The following is an 18,829-nucleotide window of genomic DNA, read 5'->3' on the forward strand; positions in this document are numbered from 1 at the left end:
AAAGGGAGAACACCATGAAGATCATGAATCGGAAGTTCCTGGTCGCAGGTCTCATCGCGGGAGCCCTCACGTTCGTGGGCTGCAAGTCGAACAGCGGGGCGGAGACAGGAACGGGCACCACGGACACCACCACCGGCACCGGCACCGGTACGGACACCACCGGCACGGGCACCGGCACCGGCACGGACACCTCGGGCAGCGGCACCGGCACCGGCACCACCACGGACCCGGGCACCGGGGGCTCCGGCAGCGACATCAGCACCACCAAGCAGTCGGATGACAACCTCCGCATGCCGGAGGACGATCCGATGCGCACGCGTGAGAGCGAGAGCATCCGCGACTCCGAGGCCGAGCCGGGCGTCCATGACGACACCACGCTGCCGCCCGAGTCGGGCACCGGCGGCGCCGGCTTCGGCGACGACGCCATCGACAACAACCCGATGGACGACGACCTGAACCCGGGCGGGAACGTCGACGACCTCCGCACCCCGGAGTCCCCGTCGGATTACGTCTCGCCGGACGGCCTGACGGACGACACCAGCGATCTCCCCGAGGGCGCGCGCTAGGCGCGGGCCTCTTCGTCCAGGCAGCACCCACGGCGCCCGCGCACCCGCGCGGGCGTCGTCATTTGAGCCCGGAACAGACCACCTTCTTCCTCCCATGATGGAAGGAGGCACTCCGCGGCGCATCGACGCCTCGCGTCACGCGCCTGGCTTCTCGACACCGGCGGGAGTGGACGGCCAACCTGCGCGCCACCCATGAAACAGTACGAGAAGAAGTACGACGCGAACGGCCGCCCCTACCTCGAGACGGCCCTGCCGGGGCTGGTGCTCACCCGCCTGCCGCTGCTGAACAAGGGCACCTCCTTCACCTGGGAGGAGCGCAAGGAGTTCGGCCTGATGGGCGTGCTGCCCACCCACGTCTCCACCCTGCAGGAGCAGGTGGAGCGCTCGTATGCGAACTTCAAGAGCTTCCGCACGGACCTGGAGAAGCACGTCTTCCTGCGCGCGCTGCAGGACCGCAGCGAGGTGCTCTTCTACGCGCTCATCGATCGGCACATCGAGGAGATGATGCCCATCATCTACACCCCCACGGTGGCGCAGGCGGTGGAGCAGTTCAGCCGCATCTACCGCTACCCGCGCGGGCTGGTGGTGAACCCGGAGAACATCGACCAGATCGACACGCTGCTGGAGAACACGCCCTTCCCGGACGTGCAGCTCATCGTCGCCACGGACAACGAGGGCATCCTCGGCATCGGCGACCAGGGCTTCGGCGGCCTGGCCATCTGCATCGGCAAGCTGTCGCTGTACACGGCGGCGGCGGGCATCGACCCCGCCGTGACGCTGCCGGTGGAGCTGGACGTGGGCACCAACCGGAAGGACCTGCTGGAGGATCCGCTCTACCTGGGCGTGCGCCGCGCGCGCATGGAGGGCCAGGAGTACGACGACTTCATCCACCGCTTCGTCACCGCGCTCCAGCGGCGCTTCCCCAACGTGCTGCTGCAGTGGGAGGACTTCAGCAAGCAGAAGGCGTTCGACGTGCTGGAGCGCTACCGGGACATGGTGCCCTCGCTCAATGACGACATCCAGGGCACGGGCGCGGTGGTGCTCGCGGGGCTGCTGGCGGCCTCGCGCGTCAGCCAGCGGGACCTGAAGGACCAGGTGTTCCTGGTGCACGGCGCGGGCGCGGGCGGCGTGGGCGTGGCGCGGCAGATCGTCCGAGGGCTGCAGCTCCAGGGGCTCTCGGTGGAGCAGGCGCGCCAGCGCATCTTCCTCATCGACTCCAAGGGCCTCATCCTCAAGGACCGGCGCGGCCTGGAGCCCTACAAGCTGGAGTTCGCCCACGAGCCGGCGCGCGTGGCGGGCTGGCAGCTGCGCAACGGCATCCCCAGCCTGCTGGAGACGGTGAAGGAGGCGAAGGTGACGGTGCTGCTGGGCCTGTCCGGGCAGCGCGGCGCCTTCGGAGAAGAGGTGGTGCGCGCGGTGGCGGCCAACACGCCGTACCCCCTGGTGTTCGCGCTCTCCAACCCCACGGCCAACAGCGAGGCGGTGCCGGCGGACATCTACCGCTGGACGGAGGGCAAGGCCCTGGTGGCCACCGGCAGCCCGTTCGAGGACGTGACGTGGGACGGGGCGGCGCACCCGGTGGGCCAGGGCAACAACGCCTTCATCTTCCCGGGGCTGGGGCTGGGCGTGCTCACGTGCCGGGCGCGGCGGGTGACGGACGGGATGCTCACGGCGGCCTCGCTGGCGCTCGCCGAGTTCGTGGACAAGGGGCGGCTGGCCCAGGGCGGGCTGTACCCGCGGATGGACAAGATCCACGTGGCCAGCAAGCAGGTGGCGGTGGCGGTCATCCAGCAGGCCCAGAAGGAGGGCATGGCCACGGAGAAGCTGCCGGAGAACCTGGAGGCCCACCTCGAGGCGCGCATGTGGCGCCCCGAGTTCCTGCCGGTGCGCAAGGCGGGCTCCCGAGGATAGGCGTCCGGCTCGCCGCCCCTCAGCTCACCCCGACGCCGGGATAGGGAATCGACGAGGGCTGCGGCGAGATGATGCGCGGGTTGTCGCCCTGGCCCGGCGTGTTCGCGGGGCCCTCGGAGGGGCGCAGGGGTGGCGTGCTGGGAGCGCGCCCCTCGTCCTCGGTCTGGGCGGTGCGGCCCGGGTGCGGCGTCTCCGGCGTGGGGATGTGCAGGACGTCCTTCTTGCTCATGGCATGGTCTCCTGAAGTCATCGTCTCGAGAGTCAAAGTTGGTGAGCCCTCGGCCGGTCGGACACCCTCTCCGGGGAGGAGCACCACCCCTCGCACGCACGCACGCCCGGCAGGCGCGAGTCGACATAAGTTCCGAGAGCTGGCCTGTTTCCCCTGGATGAACCGCGGTCTCCACCCACGCGAGGAGTGATGAGCGTCAAGCTGCTGCTGGCAGGTCGATACCAGGGAGGCGAGCACTTCTTCTCCCCTCCCGAAGAGCCCGCTCCCTGGCTCGAGCGCGTGGAGCGCTGGTTCCACGAGGCCGCGGGCGAGCTGCTCGAGGGCTCTCGCATCGTCGAGGGACCGCAGGGTGCTCCGCTCCTGCAATTGCGGCTGCACCCGGCCGCGAGCGAGGTCTCCGTGCTGGCCGCCGGACAGGCCCGGGTGGTCGTCTCCGCGGAGACCTTCGCCGTGGGCCCGGGCTACCACCTGTACCTCTGTGACTTGCTGAAACAGCTCGGCGCGGCGCTCCACATCACCTGGGCGGACCGCGACGAATCGCAGGAGGTGGGGGACCCGACGGGCTACTTCCACACCGGTGACGCCGGGCCCGTGGAGGCGCGGATGCTCGAGGTGCTCGGCACCGTGGCCACGGAGGTGCTGGAGATGCGCAGCCGGGGGTTCTTCGGCTTCGCCATGTCCCTGCGCTTCGGCCACGTCTTCGAGCACCCGGGCGCCCTGCTCACTCCGCTCGGGCCCCGCGACGAGGCCTGGCTGCAGGCGGTGCGCGAGGATCCGCGACGCGGCAGGGACGTGTTCCCCTGGTGGGAGCCGGGGCTCGGCGCGGCCTCACGGCTGGGCCGCGCTCAGAGTCGGCTCTGGACGGAGGTGGTGTGGCGCCCGCCGCTGCTCGAGGAGGAGCGCCGCCTCTTCCGCAACGTGGCGCGGCTGCTGGAGCAGGCCTGGCGGGAGAACCCGGCGCTGGCCTATCCGTGGCGCGAGTGGCAGGAGGTGCTCGGCTACCTGGGCATGGGCGGGACGCTGGCGGAGGAGGTGAGCCGCCAGGCCTCGCTCGCGGCCGAGGGCCCTCGCATCGGCTACCGCCGGGGCTCGGTGCATGTGGCGCTGCCCCAGGGGTGGGAGATCCGCATCCCCGGCTCGCTCGCGGAGGAGCACCTGCGGGACGGAAGCTGGGTGGCGCGGGACCACCGTCGCAGCGTGCGCTTCGTGCCGCTGGGAGACGCGGACGACATCGCCCCCGCCAGCCCCGAGCGCCGCATCCTGGAGCTGGAGCACCACGGCGCCCGGGTGAGCGGCCGCGCGTCGCTGCACATGGAGCCGGGCGAGTGCCGCCTCACGGCGCTGTGCCGGGCCGGAAACCGGCGCGCGCTGTGCGTGGTGAGCTTCGACGATCCCGAGGAGCAGGACTGGGCGCTGGGCACCTGGCGCTCCCTGGATCGCGCCGCCGCGGCATGAAGAAAAGGGAGCCGCGGCGACTCGCCACGGCTCCCCTGCCCCCTCCGCGATTCAGGAGCGGCTAGAACTTCTTCTGGTTGCCCGGATCCATCGTGTTCTTGTCGCCGGGGCCCATCTTGTCCTTGTTCATGTCGCCCGAGCCGCCGGTGCCCTTGTTCATGTCGTGGTGCACGCCCTGGTTCATGTCCCCCGAGCCACCCACGCCCGTGGTGGTCGCCCCCGGGCCGACGCGGCTCAGCAGCGAGTGGGCCTGCTGGCGGTGCTGGGTGACGAACTGGGTGAGCTGCTGGACGATCGGGGTCAGCGAGGGGTCGACGGTGCCCTGCCGGCTGGCCATCAGCTTGCCGATCACCTCGTCGTGCTCACCCACCATGTTGGACAGGAAGCACGAGTCGAACGGCGCGCCCTTGAGGGCCTGGAGCTTCTCGAGGTTCGCCTTCTGGGCGGCCATCGACTTGCGCTCCACGTCGTCCATCGGCTTGGGCGTGCCCAGCTTGAGACCCTTCTGCTGGGCGTAGGCCATGATCTGCTGGTCGGACGTGGTGTGGTCCCTCACCAGCATGTCGCCGTAGGACTTCACGTCCTGGCTCTGGCCGTTCTGCTGCGCCAGCTTGCCCACCTGGATCTCATGCTGGTTCACGTGGTGCAGCCGCTCGAGCATGGCCTTCTCGTCGGCGGGCACCTTGAAGCCCATGTGCTCGAGCATGCCGCCCTTGGCCGCGCTCTTGCCGGCCTTGGCGGTGGTGTCCGGGGACATCTGCCCCTGCGTGGCGGAGCCCGTGGTACCTGCGGCGCCGCTGCCCTGGGTGGCGCCCTGGCCACTACCCTGGGCGTTGCCCTGGGCCACCGCTGCGCCTCCCACCACCAGCGTGCCCGTGAGGAGGAGTCCCTGAATGATGCGCTTCATGTGCTGCTCTCCCTTCGTCGAGTGACCGCTGTCGGTGAGTCCCCCATGGGCCCACCTTCCCTCGCGGTCGATGAAAGCGGGTGCGCACCTTGACCATCCCGGGAACCGAGATCACCCGGCTCCTCTCCAGGAAGTGCGGCGCTGCACGTTCGCGCCTGGAGGTTTCCTGCACCGGACGGTGTGCCTGTCCGGGAACAAAGGGATGTCCTGTACCCGGGGGCAGCGCCCGATCAGCGACGTCCCTTGCGGAGCACTTCGATCTGCGTAGCGTAGGTGTCCCCGGAGATGAGATCGAACGAGGCGCGGACCTCGCTCCCCTCGCGGATGCGCGTCACGGGGATGCGCCGCTGGCCACTCCGGGCGCGGGTGTCCTGGTTCACGCGCAGGACGTACGGCTCGCCCGTCTCGCGATCGATGACCTCGATGGAGCGCTTGGAGACGTTGCGCACGCGGCCCTCGAAGATGGCGCTCGCCAGCGGCGGAGACTGGGTGTCCGCGGAGGCGCCCGAGCCGCCGGTGCCCGTGCTGCCCTGCTCCCGGCCTTCCTTCACGGAGTCGAGCTCCGCGCGGAGGCGATCCACCTCGGCCCGCAGTCGGGCGAGCTCCACCTGGGGATCATCCGAGGCGGCGCCCACGGTGGCCTCCGGCCTGGGGTTCACCGCGCCCGTCCCGCCAGCCTCCCCCGTGGTGCCCGAGGCCCCTGTCCCGGTGGTCCCGCTTCCCGTGCCGCCCACTCCACCCGTGCCGGTGACTCCAGTTCCCGTGGTGCCTGCGGCGCCCGTGCCGCCCGCGCCACCCGCTCCCCCGGTGCCACCCTGCTCACTCGGTCCATATAAGGTCGGAGCCGAGCCCTGTCCCGCGCCCCCCGCTCCTCCCAGTCCCTGGCCCCCGACCTGTCCTCCGCCGCCCAGCGTCCCCTGGGAGCCGCCCTGCATCGAGAAGGAGCCCGTCGTCGGCGGGCCTCCCTGGGCTCCGCCTCCGCTCGGCCCAGGGCCCTGCGTGTTCGTGGTCGCCGGGCCTCCTCCTTGCGCGGTTCCTCCGGCGCCCGCGGCACCTGCTCCCGCCGCCGCGCCTCCTCCGGCCGCCGCGCCTCCTGAGCCCGCTCCTCCGCCCCCCTGCTGGGCTTGGCTCGTGAGGGGCAGGGTGAACGTGACCGCGAGTGCGGCCGCCAGGATGACCTTTCGCATGGGCTCGGCTCCTCAATCTCTGTCGATGCGCGCAGAGAAGTTGGGCCGCCTACGACACGAGACCAAGGGGGGTGGAAGGCTCGCTCCGCCTGTCTGCCCGCTGGCGAGAGGCCCCTGCGAGCAGGGGGCCTGCCGTTCAATGGCCGTCAGTGTCCCGAGCGCCTTCGCCGAATCTGTCCGAAAGCCCCTGAACACACCTTGAACACAGCCAAGCGAGCACCCAGATTGCCCTGACACCAGACAGTGCACAGTGAGAGGGACGGCAGGGCGATGGGAATCGAAGTGTGGCCGGGGAAGCCTTATCCCCGTGGGGCGACGTACGACGGCACCGGAGTCAATTTCGCGGTCTATTCCCAGGTGGCGACGCGGGTGGAGGTCTGCATCTTCGACTCCAACAACCCGTCGCGAGAGATCGCTCGCTTCGATCTCCCCGAGGTGACCGAGTTCGTCTGGCACGGCTACGTCTCCGGCATGGAGCCAGGCACGCTGTACGGCCTGCGCGTGCACGGCCCGTATGATCCGCTGCGCGGCCACCGCTGCAACCCTCACAAGCTGCTGGTGGACCCGTACGCCAAGGCGCTCTTCGGCGAGGTGGACTGGAAGCAGCCCGTCTTCGGCTACACGCTGGGGCACAAGGATCAGGACCTCGCCCGGGACGAGCAGGACAGCGCCGCCGGCATGCCCAAGGGCGTGGTGGTGAGCGACTTCTTCGACTGGGGCAACGACAGGCGCCCGGACGTGCCCTGGCGCAAGACGGTCATCTACGAGGCCCACGTGCGCGGCCTCACCATGCGCCACCCCGCCGTGCCCGAGCACCAGCGCGGCACCTACGCGGGCCTGGCCCACCCGGCCGTCATCGAGCACCTGCTCAAGCTGGGCATCACCGCGGTGGAGCTGCTCCCGGTGCACGAGGCGGCCGACGACGCCTTCCTCAACGACAAGGGCCTGTCCAACTACTGGGGCTACAGCACGCTCAACTACTTCGCGCCCGAGCAGCGCTACGCCAGCCGTCGCACGCCGGGCTCGCAGGTGGCCGAGTTCAAGTCCATGGTGAAGGCCCTGCACGCGGCCGGCATCGAAGTCATCCTCGACGTCGTCTACAACCACACCAACGAGGGCAACCACCTGGGGCCCACGCTCTCGTTCAAGGGCATCGACAACGCGGCCTACTACTGGCTCATGCCGGATGCGCGCTACTACCTGGACTTCACCGGGTGCGGCAACAGCCTGAACGCCTCGCTGCCCCAGGCCGGCCGCCTCATCGCCGACTCCCTGCGCTACTGGGTGACGGAGATGCACGTGGACGGGTTCCGCTTCGACCTGGCCACCACCCTGGGCCGCATGGGCGGCGGCGAGTTCAGCCCCAACGCGCCCCTGTTCCAGATCATCAACCAGGACCCCGTGCTCCAGAAGGTGAAGCTCATCGCCGAGCCCTGGGATGTGGGGCTGGGCGGCTACCAGGTGGGCCACTTCCCGGCGCCGTGGCGCGAGTGGAACGGCAAGTACCGCGACGCCGTGCGCCGCTACTGGAAGGGTGACGAGAACCTCGCCGGCGAGGTGGGCTACCGGCTGGCGGGCTCCGCGGACCTGTTCCAGGAGGCGCGGCGCCGGCCCCAGGCGAGCATCAACTTCGTCACCGCCCACGACGGCTTCACCCTGCACGACCTGGTCACCTACAGCCACAAGCACAACGAGGCCAACGGCGAGCACAACCGCGACGGCGCGGACGACAACCAGGCGTGGAACTGCGGCGTGGAGGGCGAGACGGACAACCCGCGGATCATCACCCTGCGCGACCAGCAGAAGCGCAACCTGCTGGCCACCATGTTCCTGTCCCAGGGCGTGCCCATGCTGGTGGCCGGCGACGAGATGGGCCGCACCCAGGGCGGCAACAACAACGCCTACTGCCAGGACAACGAGCTGTCCTGGGTGGACTGGAACCTGGACGCCCGCCGCAAGGCGCTGCTCGAGTTCACCTCGCGGCTCATCCATTTCCGCCACCGCCAGCCGGTGCTGCAGCGCCGCCGCTTCTTCCAGGGCGGCCACATCTGGGACTCGCACTTCAAGGACCTCACCTGGTACCGGCCGGACGGCTCGGAGATGAGCCCGGAGGACTGGCAGAAGCCCTTCGTCCGCTCGCTGGCGTTCCTGCTGGGCGGAGACGCCATCCCCACGCCGGACGAGCGCGGCCAGCGCGTCATCGGCGACGCCTTGCTGGTGCTGCTCAACGCCCACCACGAGCCGGTGCGCTTCAACGTGCCCCACGGCCCCAAGGGCACCCAGTGGATGCTCGAGTTCTACACGGCGGATGACGCGCGAGGCCCGGAGCCCATCAAGCCGGGGCCCTTCGAGCTCGCCGGCCGCTCGCTCGCGGTGTTCCGCGAGGCCGAGCCCGACGAGAAGCCCTGAGCCCGCAAAGACCACGGGCCGGCTCCCAGGGGGTAAGAGCCGGCCCGCTGACTTCAGGAAACAACCAGGGTGGGTCCCTGCCTGAAGCTAATTCTCATGCACCGCCGCCTGAGCGACGGTCACGGGATACGTTCTAGCAATCATGAATAATCCTGTAAAGCCCGATTTTACTCAGATACAATTTATTCAAACTGAACAAGGCCTTAGCTGAGCTCCTGTCGGACACATCCGGGGCGGGTTGGCTCTGTGTCGCGGTCACCCCGCGCTCGCGGTAGCCTGCGGCCCGTTTTCCCCGAGCCGCCGGCCCCCCTCTCGGACCGGCGCAGGAGCCTGCCTGATGTCGTCCCCGAACCACTACAAGCCCAACCTGCGCGACCTGCAGTTCAACCTCTTCGAGTTCCTCGACATCGGCAACACCTCGCTGGGCAAGGGCCCCTTCGGCGACATCGACGAGACGGCGGCGCGGCAGACGCTGGAGACGCTCCAGCAGGTGTGCGTCAACGAGGTGGCGCCCAGCTTCGCCGAGTCCGAGCACACCCCGCCCGTGCTGGAGAACGGCAACGTCACGCTGCCGCCGCTGCTCAAGCGCGCCATCGCCGCGTACTACGACTCGGGGATGCCGCAGCTGGAGCTGCCCCCGCACATGGGCGGCCTGGGCGCGCCCCCGTCGCTGTGCTGGGCCGCCTTCGAGATGCTGGTGGGCGCCAGCGCTCCGGTGGCCTTCTACACGCTGGGCACGCTCGTCTCGCGCGTCATCGACCGGCTGGGCACCGAGGCGCAGAAGCGCCGCTTCCTGCCCCACATCAACGAGAAGCGGTGGATCGGCACCATGGTGCTCACCGAGCCGGACGCCGGCAGCGACGTGGGCGCCGCGCGCGCCAAGGCCCGCAACGTGGGCGGGGAGGTCTGGGAGATCGAAGGCGTCAAGCGCTTCATCACCAGCGCGGAGCACGACGCCTCGGACAACATCATCCACATGGTGCTGGCGCGGCCGGAGGGCGCGGGGCCGGGCACCAAGGGCCTGTCGCTGTTCATCGTCCCCAAGTTCTGGGTGAACGAGGACGGCTCGCTGGGTGAGCGCAACGGCGTGGTGTGCACCAAGCTCGAGAAGAAGATGGGCATCAAGGGCTCGGTCACCTGCGAGCTGACGTTCGGCGACGGCAAGCCCGCGCGCGGCCTGCTGCTGGGCGAGGTGCACGAGGGCATCCGGCAGATGTTCCACATCATCGAGCAGGCGCGCATGGCGGTGGGCATGAAGTCCATGGCCACGCTGTCCACCGCGTACCTGAACGCGCTGGACTTCGCCAAGGAGCGCAAGCAGGGCTCGGACCTGCTCTCCGGGCGCGACAAGACGGCCCCGCGCGTGGCCATCATGCGCCACCCGGACGTGCGGCGCATGCTGATGGCCCAGAAGGCGCACGCCGAGGGCATGCGCGCCCTGGCCCTCTTCACCGCCTCCATCCAGGACCAGGTGGAGATCAAGGGCGGGCACCGGGCGCTGGCCGCCGCGGAGCTGGACGCGCTCAATGACTTGCTGCTGCCGCTGGTGAAGGGCTACTGCTCGGACAAGGCGTACGAGCTGCTGGGCGTGTCGCTCCAGTGCTTCGGCGGCTCGGGGTACCTGGCGGACTACCCCATCGAGCAGTACATCCGGGACCAGAAGATAGACACCCTCTACGAGGGCACCACCCACATCCAGGCCCTGGACCTGCTCTTGCGCAAGCTGGCGCGTGACGGCGGGGCGACGCTGCAGGGGCTGCTTGCGCAGGTGCGGCAGACGGCCGAGTCGGACCTGGGCGGCAAGCAGCTCGAGGCGGAGCGCGCCGCGCTGGGCAAGGCGCTGGGCGACCTGGAGACGATGCTCGGGACGCTGATGGGCAAGCTGGGCGAGTCGCTCTACCACGTGGGCATGCAGGGCAACCGCGTGCTGATGTCGGTGGCGGAGGTCGTCATCGGCTGGCTGCTGGTGCGGCACGCCGCGGTGGCGCTGGAGCGCACCAAGGTGAACCCGGGCGACAAGGCCTTCTACGCGGGCAAGCTCGCCTCGGCGCGCTGGTTCTGCAAGGAAGTGCTGCCGGGCATCGCCCACGCCGCGCGCATGGTGGAGCAGAGCAGCCTGGACCTGATGGAAGTACCCGAAGAGGCATTCTGAGCGGAAGGAGGAGGAGAGCAGTCGAGCAGTCGACATTGACTTGCCCTCCAGTCCGACGATAGAGCCTCCTGCTTTCGCACCGCGAAAATGGGAGGTTCGATGTCGAAGTCAGCTCCTACGGAGTACGAAGTCGTCCAGGGGCCAGAGCCGCACCCGGGTCGGACCCGCGCCATCCTCAAGGCCCACCCCCAGGTGCAGAAGCTGTTCGGGCGCACCCCGGCCACCGCGCTGTTCGTCCCCATCATCCTCGTGGCGCAGTTCGGCATGGCCTACGCGGTGCGCGAGCAGCCCTGGTGGGTCATCGTGCTGGCGGCGTACACGCTGGGCGCGATCGTCAACAACACCTGCTACGTCATCATCCACGAGGCCACGCACAGCCTCATCTTCAAGGGGCGCACGGCGAACCTGCTGGCGGCCATCGGCGCGGACCTGGTGCACGTGATTCCGTCGGCGGTGACGTTCACGCGCTTCCACCTGGTGCACCACCGGCACCAGGGCGAGTTCGACCTGGACGCGGACCTGCCCTCGCACGCCGAGGCGAAGCTGGTGGGCAACAGCACCGTCATGAAGGCGCTGTGGATCGCCTTCTTCCCGCTGATGCAGGCGCTGCGCATGCCGCGCTTCTCCAAGCTGATCAGCTTCTGGGAGCCGTGGACGGTGGTGAACGCGCTGGCGGTGTTCGCGGCGGACGCCGCGGTGCTCTACTTCATGGGGCCGTGGGCGTTCCTCTACGTGGTGCTGAGCATCTTCTTCTCGATTGGCCTGCACCCGCTGGGCGGCCGGCTCATCCAGGAGCACTTCATCATCCAGCACCCGCAGGAGACGTACTCGTACTACGGGCCGTGGAACCTCACCGCGCTCAACGTGGGCTACCACAACGAGCACCATGACTTCTCCGCGGTGCCGTGGAACCGGCTGCCGCAGGTGAAGGCGCTGGCGCCCGAGTTCTACGACACGCTGAAGTGGCACCGCTCGTGGACGGGGCTGCTGCTGAAGTTCATCTTCGATCCATCGCTCAGCCTCTACAGCCGCATCACCCGGCCGGGCCCGCAGAAGCGCCAGGTGCTCACCGGCGGCGTGGGCCGCGTGCCGGACTCGGTGGAGTCGCTGCAGAAGCCGCCGGCCGCCGTCGACTCGGCGGCCTGAGCGCCGCGGCTCAGGGCTGGGCCACCGGCAGCGTGAAGCACCCAGATGCGCACCATCCCGTCCACCTGCCGGGCACGCACGCAGATGTGGATGTTCCGTTCAGACATCGCCTGGCCGTCCGGGGGTGCCAAGGGGGCCGGGGCCGGAGCCGCATGGCCCCTGGCTTAGCGAGAGCGCCCGCGCAGGTCCACCCACGACGCGCCCTACTTGTCAGGTTACGCGAAGTGTACAACAGCAACTCACCGCAGGCGCACCATCGTGTCCATCAGGTGCTCCAGGGCCCGGGTGGGGTCCTCGCACAGTCCCGAGTGCACCGGAGACGTCTGGAGGATGGTGCTGCGCGGCGCCACCAGCCAGTGCCAGCGCTCCTTCTGGGGGAGCTGCCCGATGGGCCCCGCCGGCCGGCCCCCGGCGCAGATGCGGGGGATGGCCTCCAGGTGGCCGCGCACCAGCTCCACGTCCACGTCCGGCGCGAGCGCGAGCAGGCGCTGCTCGTCCAGCTCCACCCTGGCCGACAGGAAGCGGCTGGTGAGGCAGAAGAGGATGATGCCGGCGTTGATGAACTCGCCGCGCTCCACGCGGGGCACCACGCGCACGATGGCGTAGTCAAACGAGCTGCGCGCGGGCACGCTCCGCCTCCTCGATGAAACGGGGGGACGCCGCCAGGCGCTCGCGCAGCCAGGCGAGGTAGGCCGCCCGGTGCGCCTCCTTGGTGGGGAACTCCTCCGCTCCCAGCCACTCGTCGGGAATCAGGGCCACCGTCCGCTCCAGCACCTCGGGCGTCAGCTTGCCGCGCAAGGTGGCCTCGGAGGCCTTGAGCGCCGTGGCCCAGGGCAGCAGCACGTGGTCCTTGATGGGGCCGAACGCGGTGCGAGCGCGCTCCAGGTACTCCGCCCACGAGTGGTGGAAGTACATGGAGGCGCCATGGTCGATGAGCCACAGCGCCTTGTGCCAGTGCAGCATGTTGGGGTTCTTCGGCGTCCGGTCCACGTTCGTCACGTACGCGTCGAAGCAGACGATGTCCGAGGCCTCCTCGGCGGTCGGCGAGGGCCCCACCACTGGATCGAACGTGATGGAACCCGGCAGGTAGTCCAGCGCCAGGTTCAGCCCGCCGCTGGCCTTGATGAGGTCTCGAATCTCCGTGTCCGGCTCGGCGCGGCCGAGCACCGGGTCGAGGTGGATGAACACGAGCTCTGGGACGCGCAGCCCCATGGCGCGCCCCAGCTCGCCCGCCAGCAGCTCGGCGATGAGCGCCTTGAGCCCCTGGGCCGCGCCGCGGAACTTCAGCACGTACATGCCCGAGTCATCCGCCTCGACGATGGCCGGCACCGAGCCGCCCTCGCGCAGCGGCGTCACGTACCGGGTCGCCGTCACCGTTCTCAGCATGCCCCGCACTTATCACGGAGCCGTGCGCACTCCGTGGGAACCGTCCGGCCACCCTCCCCCGGGCCGCCCGGGACTGCCTGGCCAGGGAGGCGCCCTGTGAGCGAGCCGGTACCGAACTGGTATGACAAGCAGACCAGTTCGCACAGGTTGCGCCCGGCAGGGGGTGAACCGGACGCGTCGTGACAGGACTTCCTCGAACCTCCTTTAGGATTCGGGCCCGCCATGCCCGTGTCCCCAGGCTCCCCCCGCTCTTGTCTCTGGCTGCTCCTCGGCGCCCTGCTGACCCACTCCGTCCAGGCCGCGCCGGCCCCCACCGCGGCCTCTTCCCCCGCTCCCGAGCAATGGACGGCCCAGTGGATCGCCGTGGCCGGGCAGCCGGCTCGCGCCTATGGGGTGTACCTGTTGCGGCGGACCTTCGAGCTGCCGGCCAGGCCTCGAGCATTCCGCGTGCACGTCAGCGGAGACAACCGCTACCAGCTCTTCGTCAATGGCGTGCGGGTGGTGCGCGGCCCGGCCCGGGGCGACGTCGAGAACTGGCGCTATGAGACGGTCGACATCGGCCCCCAGCTTCGCGCCGGGCGCAATGTCCTGGCCGCGGTGGTGTGGAACTACGCCGAGCATTCACCCTTCGCCCAGGTCAGCCACCGCACCGGGTTCGTCCTGCAGGGAGTCGGCGCGCAGGAGAGCGCCCTGGTCGACAGCGGCCCCGCGTGGAAGGCCATCCGGGACGAGGGCTTCGAGGTGCTCCCCATGGACTTCCAGCGGATGAAGACCTTCTACGTGGCCGGGCCTGGGGACCGGCTGCGGGCGGACCGGCATCCGTGGGGCTGGGAGCTGCCCGGCTTCGATGATGCGGCGTGGCCTCCCGCGCAGGTCGTGGCACCGGCGGCGGCGAAGGGGACGAACGTCACCGACCTCGATTGGCTGCTGGTGCCTCGCACCATCCCGCTCATGGAGGAGCGCCCCGAGCGGTTGAAGGCCATGCGCCGCGCCACCGGCGTCCAGGTGCCCCCGGGGTTCCCCGCCCAGCCCGCCGCGGTGCGAGTGCCCGCGCGGACTCGCGCCGAGCTGTTGCTGGACCAGGGCTCGCTGACCACCGCCTATCTGGAGCTCGTCGTCTCGGGCGGGCGAGGCGCGAAGGTGGAGCTGGCCTACGCCGAGAACCTCTGGGGCGCTGACGGCAAGGAGAAGGGCCACCGCGACGAGGTGGAGGGAAAGAGCTTCCGAGGCAACGCGGACGAGCTGTGGCCGGATGGCGGCACCCGGCGCCTGTTCTCGCCGCTGTGGTGGCGCACCTGGCGCTACGTGCGGCTCACCGTCGAGACAGCCGACGAGCCGCTCACCCTCGAGGACCTGCGCGGCGTATACACCGGCTATCCCTTCGAGCGGCGGGCGCGCTTCGACGCCCGGTCCTCCGAGCTGGAGAAGATCCTCGACGTGGGCTGGCGGACCGCGCGCCTGTGCGCCCATGAGACATATATGGACTGCCCCTACTACGAGCAGATCCAGTACGTGGGCGACACGCGGGTGCAGGCGCTGGTCTCCCTCTATATGTCCGGGGACGACCGGCTGATGCGCAACGCCATCGTCCAGTTCAACCAGTCCCGCACGGGAGACGAGCCGCCCATGAGCCGCTATCCCGTCTCCTCGCCCCAGTACATCCCCGCCTTCTCGCTGCTCTGGGTGGGCCTGGTGCATGACCACTGGTGGTACCGAGGCGATCCGGCGTTCGCGCGGGAGCAGCTCCCCGGCGTCCGCGCGGTGCTGTCGTACTTCCAGCGGCACTCGCGGCCGGACGGCGGGCTGGCGCGGCTGCCCTATTGGGGCTTCGTCGACTGGGTGGACGGGTGGCCCGGAGGTGTGCCCCCGAGCTGGAGCGTACCGCCCCCCTGGAGCAAGCCTCGCGAGACGTTCTTCCCGGAGAGCGATGCCCTGGGCGCTTCGTCCCTGTTCGATCTGCACCTGCTGCTCGCGTACACCTGGGCCGCGGAGCTGGAGCGCTCCGTGGGAGACGCGGCGCTCGCGGAGCAGCACGCGAAGGCCGCCGCCGCGCTGAGAGCCACCCTCCGCCACCTCTACTGGGATGAGGGTCGGAAGCTCTTCGCCGACACCGCCCACCGAAGGAGCTTCTCGGTGCACGCGAACGCGCTCGCCGTCCTGGCCGACGTCGTCACTGGCGATGAGGCGCGGACCCTGCTGGAGCGGGCGCTCGCCGACACGTCCCTCACCCGCCCGACCATCTACTTCCGCTTCTATGTCCACGACGCCATGCGCAAGGCAGGGCTGGGAGACCAGTACCTGGATCAGCTGGGGCCCTGGCGCCGCATGCTGTCCCAGGGGCTGACGACGTGGGCCGAGACGGAGGACCCGTCCCGCTCCGAGTGTCACGCCTGGGGCGCGAGCCCCAACATCGAGCTCTACCGCACCGTGCTGGGCATCGACGCGGCGGCGCCCGGCTGGCAGCGGGTGAGCCTGCGACCGGCGCTGGGCTCGCTCCCGCAGGCGAGTGGCACCATCCCTCATCCTCGCGGCGAGCTGTCCGTGGCGTATGCCGTGAGGAACGGGCGGCTCGAGGCTCGCGTCCAGCTTCCCCCAGGCGTCCCGGGAGAGCTCACCTGGGGAGGACAGACCCGGGCGCTGGCGCCCGGACGCAGTGTCGTGACCCTCGAGGCTCGCGCGGAGGCTCCTCGCTGAGCGGACCGCCTCCGGAGCTCCAGGGCCGCATGGTGTCCGCCCTGCGAGGCGGGGGCTCCGCTGACGGGGCACACTCCGGGTGCGCTCCGACCTGATGCGTCGGTGCAGCCGCCCCGCCGTGCTGAGGCGGCGAGGCTGTCGGTCGAGGTGGACAGTCGCGAGCGAAGCAGGCACGTTCCCCGCCGTCGCGCCCGTGCAGTGCTGGCGCGTGGAACCCTGTCATTCCGACTCGGAGGAAGCCTTGCCCCTGTCGCTCCTGGCGGCCCTGGCGCTCACCGCCGCCCCCGCCGCCTCGCCTCACCCCTACAACGTCCAGGATCAAGTCACCCTGCGCCGGCTCAGCGAGCCGCGCGTCTCGCCCGACGGCCAGCGCATCGCCTTCGTGCTGCGCACCACGGACATGGAGGCCAACCGCGGCCGCACGGACCTGTGGCTCGTCAACGCCGACGGCTCGGGCGCTCGCCAGCTCACCTCGCACCCGGATGCGGACAACCAGCCCGTGTGGGCGCCGGATGGGCGCAGCCTCTTCTTCCTCTCCTCGCGCGGAGGCTCCTCGCAGGTGTGGCGCCTGCCCATCGACGGCGGCGAGCCCCAGCAGGTGACGAAGCTCCCGCTCGACGTGAACGCCTTCGCCCTCTCGCGCGACGGCGCCCGGCTCGCGGTGGCCCTGGAGGTCTTCCCCGACTGCGCCACGCTGGAGTGCACCCCCCAGCGCCAGGAGACGAAGGCCAAGAGCAAGAGCTCCGGCCGCGTCTACGACAAGCTCTTCGTGCGCCACTGGGACACGTGGGCGGACGGGCGGCGCTCGCACCTGTTCGTCCTGCCCGTGGCGGGCGGCACGCCCGTGGACGTGACGAAGGGCATGGACGCGGACGCCCCGAGCAAGCCCTTCGGCGGCGCGGAGGAGTTCACCTTCACCCCGGACGGCAAGGGCGTCGTCTTCACCGCTCGGGACGCGGGCCGTCAGGAGTCGTGGAGCACGGACCTGGACCTCTTCGTCGCCTCGGCGGACGGACAGGGCCAGCCGCGCAAGCTCACCACGAGCAACCGCGCCACGGACACCTCGCCCGTGTTCAGCCCGGATGGGAAGACGCTGGCGTACCTGGCCATGGAGCGCCCGGGCTACGAGGCGGATCGCCTGCGCGTCATCCTCCGCTCGTGGCCGGACGGCAAGGAGCGCGTGCTCACGGAGAAGTGGGACCGCTCGGCCGAGGCGCTCACCTGGAGCGCGGACGGCAAGACGCTCTTCACCGCGGCCTACAACGAGCTGCAGCACCCGGCCTTCGCCATCGACGTGGCGAGCGGCGCGGTGCGCGCCATCACCCAGGAGGGCTATGCCACGGACGTGCAGCCCGTCGCCGGAGGCCGCCTCGTCTACGCCTTCGACACCCTGAAGTCGCCAGCGGACCTGTTCTCCGTCAACGTGGATGGCTCGGACGCGCGCCAGCTCACGCGCGTGAACCAGGAGGCGCTGGCCTCCATCCGCTTCGGTGACTTCGAGACGTTCTCCTTCCCTGGGGCGAACGGCGACAAGGTGTTCGGCTTCGTGGTGAAGCCGGTGGGCTTTGATCCGAAGAAGAAGTACCCGGTGGCGCTGCTCATCCACGGTGGGCCGCAGGGCAGCTTCGCCAACCACTTCCACTACCGATGGAACCCGCAGGCGTTCGCGGGGCACGGGTACGCGGTGGTGAGCATCGACTTCCACGGCTCGACGGGCTACGGGCAGGCTTTCACGGACGCCATCCAGGATGACTGGGGCGGCAAGCCGCTGGAGGACCTGCAGAAGGGCCTGGCGGCGGCGACGGCGCGCTACTCGTTCCTCCACCCCGAGCGGGTGTGCGCGCTGGGCGCCAGCTACGGCGGGTACATGATCAACTGGATCGCCGGCAACTGGTCGGACCGCTTCAAGTGCCTGGTGAACCACGACGGCATCCTCGACAATCGGATGGGGTACTTCGACACGGAGGAGCTGTGGTTCCCCGAGTGGGAGCACAAGGGCACGCCGTGGGACAACCCGGCGGCGTACGCGAAGCACAGCCCCATCGAGCACGTGGGCAAGTGGAAGACGCCGATGCTCGTCATCCAGGGCGGCAAGGACTTCCGGGTGGTGGAGACGCAGGCGCTGGGCACCTTCAACGCGCTCCAGCGCCGGGGCATCCCGTCGAAGTTCCTCTACTTCCCGGACGAGAACCACTGGGTGCTCAAGCCCGCCAACAGCGTGCTGTGGCACGAGACGGTGCTGAGCTGGCTGGACCAGTGGACGAAGCAGGGCGGCGCGAGCCCGGTGGTGAAGAGCGCGCCGTAGTCGGGTAGTCCCGGGCGGGGGAGCCAAGTGTGCTCCCGCCCACGCAGCACGGAGTGGAAGTCACGGCTTGTCGCCGGACTTCACGCGGCGGCCATGAGGCGGCGGTGCGTCCTTCCCGGGCGGTCCTTCTGGACGAGCAGGGGCGGTGCAAGGCTCCAGCTCATGGCACGCCTGCTTCCCCTGGCTCTGCTGGTTCTGCTGTCTGTCCCGCTGATGGGCGGCAACTGCGGTGAGTCAGAGGCGGTTCCTCTCGAGGAGCTGCAAAGGGACGTTCCTCCCGCCTTCGACTACGCGCTGTACTGCGACGCTCACGGGAAGCTCGTGGGGCAGCGCTCCGCGGTGCTGCTCGTGTACCGCGCCGAGCACCTCGAGCGCGTGTACGCCGACGCTCAGGCGGGGGACAGTCGCGCGCGGACGCTCTTCCGCCAGTTGGAGGACTCCCTCCTCCTCACGGGAAGGAAGCTGGCGCACGAGTCCCTGGG

The 18,829-nt window shown here is 69.9% G+C and carries 14 protein-coding genes; 9 read left to right on the plus strand and 5 right to left on the minus strand.

Annotated features, from left to right (window positions below; all coding sequences use genetic code 11):
* Nucleotides 1-14: 14 nt before the first annotated feature.
* Both KY572_RS41455 and KY572_RS41460 read left to right on the plus strand, forming a co-directional pair.
* Nucleotides 15-566 carry a hypothetical protein gene (locus KY572_RS41455; protein WP_224249280.1) on the plus strand — a complete coding sequence of 184 codons (552 nt, stop codon included), beginning with the start codon at nt 15-17 and terminating at the stop codon, nt 564-566.
* A 192-nt stretch (nt 567-758) separates the two neighbouring features.
* The gene (locus tag KY572_RS41460; protein WP_224249281.1) at nt 759-2,477 is read left to right on the plus strand and encodes an NAD-dependent malic enzyme; all 1,719 of its coding nucleotides are present in this window, start codon (nt 759-761) and stop codon (nt 2,475-2,477) included.
* Nucleotides 2,478-2,496: 19 nt separating this feature from the next.
* On the opposite strand, the gene KY572_RS41465 is transcribed toward KY572_RS41460, so the two are convergent.
* Complete coding sequence (locus KY572_RS41465) at nt 2,497-2,706, minus strand: hypothetical protein (RefSeq protein WP_224249282.1); 210 nt, start codon at nt 2,704-2,706, stop codon at nt 2,497-2,499.
* A gap of 189 nt (nt 2,707-2,895) precedes the next feature.
* Here KY572_RS41465 and KY572_RS41470 point away from each other — a divergent pair, with 189 nt between their 5' ends.
* A complete protein-coding gene (locus KY572_RS41470; protein WP_224249283.1) occupies nt 2,896-4,161 on the plus strand; it encodes a hypothetical protein in 1,266 nt (421 codons plus the stop codon).
* 61 nt (nt 4,162-4,222) lie between these two features.
* Here the strand turns inward: KY572_RS41470 and KY572_RS41475 are convergent, their stop codons facing one another.
* A complete protein-coding gene (locus KY572_RS41475) occupies nt 4,223-5,068 on the minus strand; it encodes a DUF4142 domain-containing protein (RefSeq protein WP_224249284.1) in 846 nt (281 codons plus the stop codon).
* Between the two features lie 230 nt (nt 5,069-5,298).
* Nucleotides 5,299-6,255, minus strand: coding sequence for a hypothetical protein (locus tag KY572_RS41480; RefSeq protein ID WP_224249285.1), 957 nt, complete (start codon nt 6,253-6,255; stop codon nt 5,299-5,301).
* 270 nt (nt 6,256-6,525) lie between these two features.
* Here KY572_RS41480 and glgX point away from each other — a divergent pair, with 270 nt between their 5' ends.
* The 3 genes from glgX to KY572_RS41495 all read left to right on the plus strand — a co-directional run bounded on the left by glgX (nt 6,526) and on the right by KY572_RS41495 (nt 11,962).
* Nucleotides 6,526-8,664, plus strand: a complete 2,139-nt coding sequence (gene glgX / locus KY572_RS41485) for a glycogen debranching protein GlgX (RefSeq protein ID WP_224249286.1) — start codon at nt 6,526-6,528, stop codon at nt 8,662-8,664.
* Nucleotides 8,665-9,001: 337 nt separating this feature from the next.
* Nucleotides 9,002-10,816: an acyl-CoA dehydrogenase gene (locus tag KY572_RS41490; RefSeq protein WP_224249287.1), complete on the plus strand. Its 1,815-nt coding sequence runs from the start codon at nt 9,002-9,004 to the stop codon at nt 10,814-10,816.
* 99 nt (nt 10,817-10,915) lie between these two features.
* Nucleotides 10,916-11,962: a fatty acid desaturase gene (locus KY572_RS41495; RefSeq protein ID WP_224249288.1), complete on the plus strand. Its 1,047-nt coding sequence runs from the start codon at nt 10,916-10,918 to the stop codon at nt 11,960-11,962.
* 239 nt (nt 11,963-12,201) lie between these two features.
* Here KY572_RS41495 and KY572_RS41500 read toward each other — a convergent pair whose 3' ends face one another.
* Both KY572_RS41500 and KY572_RS41505 read right to left on the minus strand, forming a co-directional pair.
* Entirely contained in the window at nt 12,202-12,591 is a 390-nt protein-coding gene (locus tag KY572_RS41500; protein WP_224249289.1) for a DUF3037 domain-containing protein, read from the minus strand.
* Nucleotides 12,569-13,348 carry a HipA family kinase gene (locus KY572_RS41505; RefSeq protein ID WP_224249290.1) on the minus strand — a complete coding sequence of 260 codons (780 nt, stop codon included), beginning with the start codon at nt 13,346-13,348 and terminating at the stop codon, nt 12,569-12,571. Before KY572_RS41505 ends, KY572_RS41500 begins: the two co-directional genes overlap by 23 nt.
* Before the next feature lie 222 nt (nt 13,349-13,570).
* Between KY572_RS41505 and KY572_RS41510 the strand changes: the two genes are divergently transcribed.
* The 3 genes from KY572_RS41510 to KY572_RS41520 all read left to right on the plus strand — a co-directional run.
* Complete coding sequence (locus KY572_RS41510) at nt 13,571-16,042, plus strand: alpha-L-rhamnosidase-related protein (RefSeq protein ID WP_224249291.1); 2,472 nt, start codon at nt 13,571-13,573, stop codon at nt 16,040-16,042.
* 241 nt (nt 16,043-16,283) lie between these two features.
* A complete protein-coding gene (locus tag KY572_RS41515) occupies nt 16,284-18,347 on the plus strand; it encodes an alpha/beta hydrolase family protein (protein WP_224249292.1) in 2,064 nt (687 codons plus the stop codon).
* Between the two features lie 162 nt (nt 18,348-18,509).
* A partial coding sequence (locus KY572_RS41520) for a hypothetical protein (protein ID WP_224249293.1) occupies nt 18,510-18,829 on the plus strand: 320 nt, incomplete at its 3' end.

Source organism: Hyalangium gracile, assembly GCF_020103725.1.
GTDB lineage: Bacteria > Myxococcota > Myxococcia > Myxococcales > Myxococcaceae > Hyalangium > Hyalangium gracile.

Coding starts and splice junctions, on each gene's coding strand:
- KY572_RS41455 (WP_224249280.1), top strand. CDS start 15: ATGAAGATCATGAATCGGAAGTTCCTGGTCGCAGGTCTCATCGCGGGA.
- KY572_RS41460 (WP_224249281.1), top strand. CDS start 759: ATGAAACAGTACGAGAAGAAGTACGACGCGAACGGCCGCCCCTACCTC.
- KY572_RS41465 (WP_224249282.1), bottom strand. CDS start 2,706: ATGAGCAAGAAGGACGTCCTGCACATCCCCACGCCGGAGACGCCGCAC.
- KY572_RS41470 (WP_224249283.1), top strand. CDS start 2,896: ATGAGCGTCAAGCTGCTGCTGGCAGGTCGATACCAGGGAGGCGAGCAC.
- KY572_RS41475 (WP_224249284.1), bottom strand. CDS start 5,068: ATGAAGCGCATCATTCAGGGACTCCTCCTCACGGGCACGCTGGTGGTG.
- KY572_RS41480 (WP_224249285.1), bottom strand. CDS start 6,255: ATGCGAAAGGTCATCCTGGCGGCCGCACTCGCGGTCACGTTCACCCTG.
- glgX (WP_224249286.1), top strand. CDS start 6,526: ATGGGAATCGAAGTGTGGCCGGGGAAGCCTTATCCCCGTGGGGCGACG.
- KY572_RS41490 (WP_224249287.1), top strand. CDS start 9,002: ATGTCGTCCCCGAACCACTACAAGCCCAACCTGCGCGACCTGCAGTTC.
- KY572_RS41495 (WP_224249288.1), top strand. CDS start 10,916: ATGTCGAAGTCAGCTCCTACGGAGTACGAAGTCGTCCAGGGGCCAGAG.
- KY572_RS41505 (WP_224249290.1), bottom strand. CDS start 13,348: ATGCTGAGAACGGTGACGGCGACCCGGTACGTGACGCCGCTGCGCGAG.
- KY572_RS41510 (WP_224249291.1), top strand. CDS start 13,571: ATGCCCGTGTCCCCAGGCTCCCCCCGCTCTTGTCTCTGGCTGCTCCTC.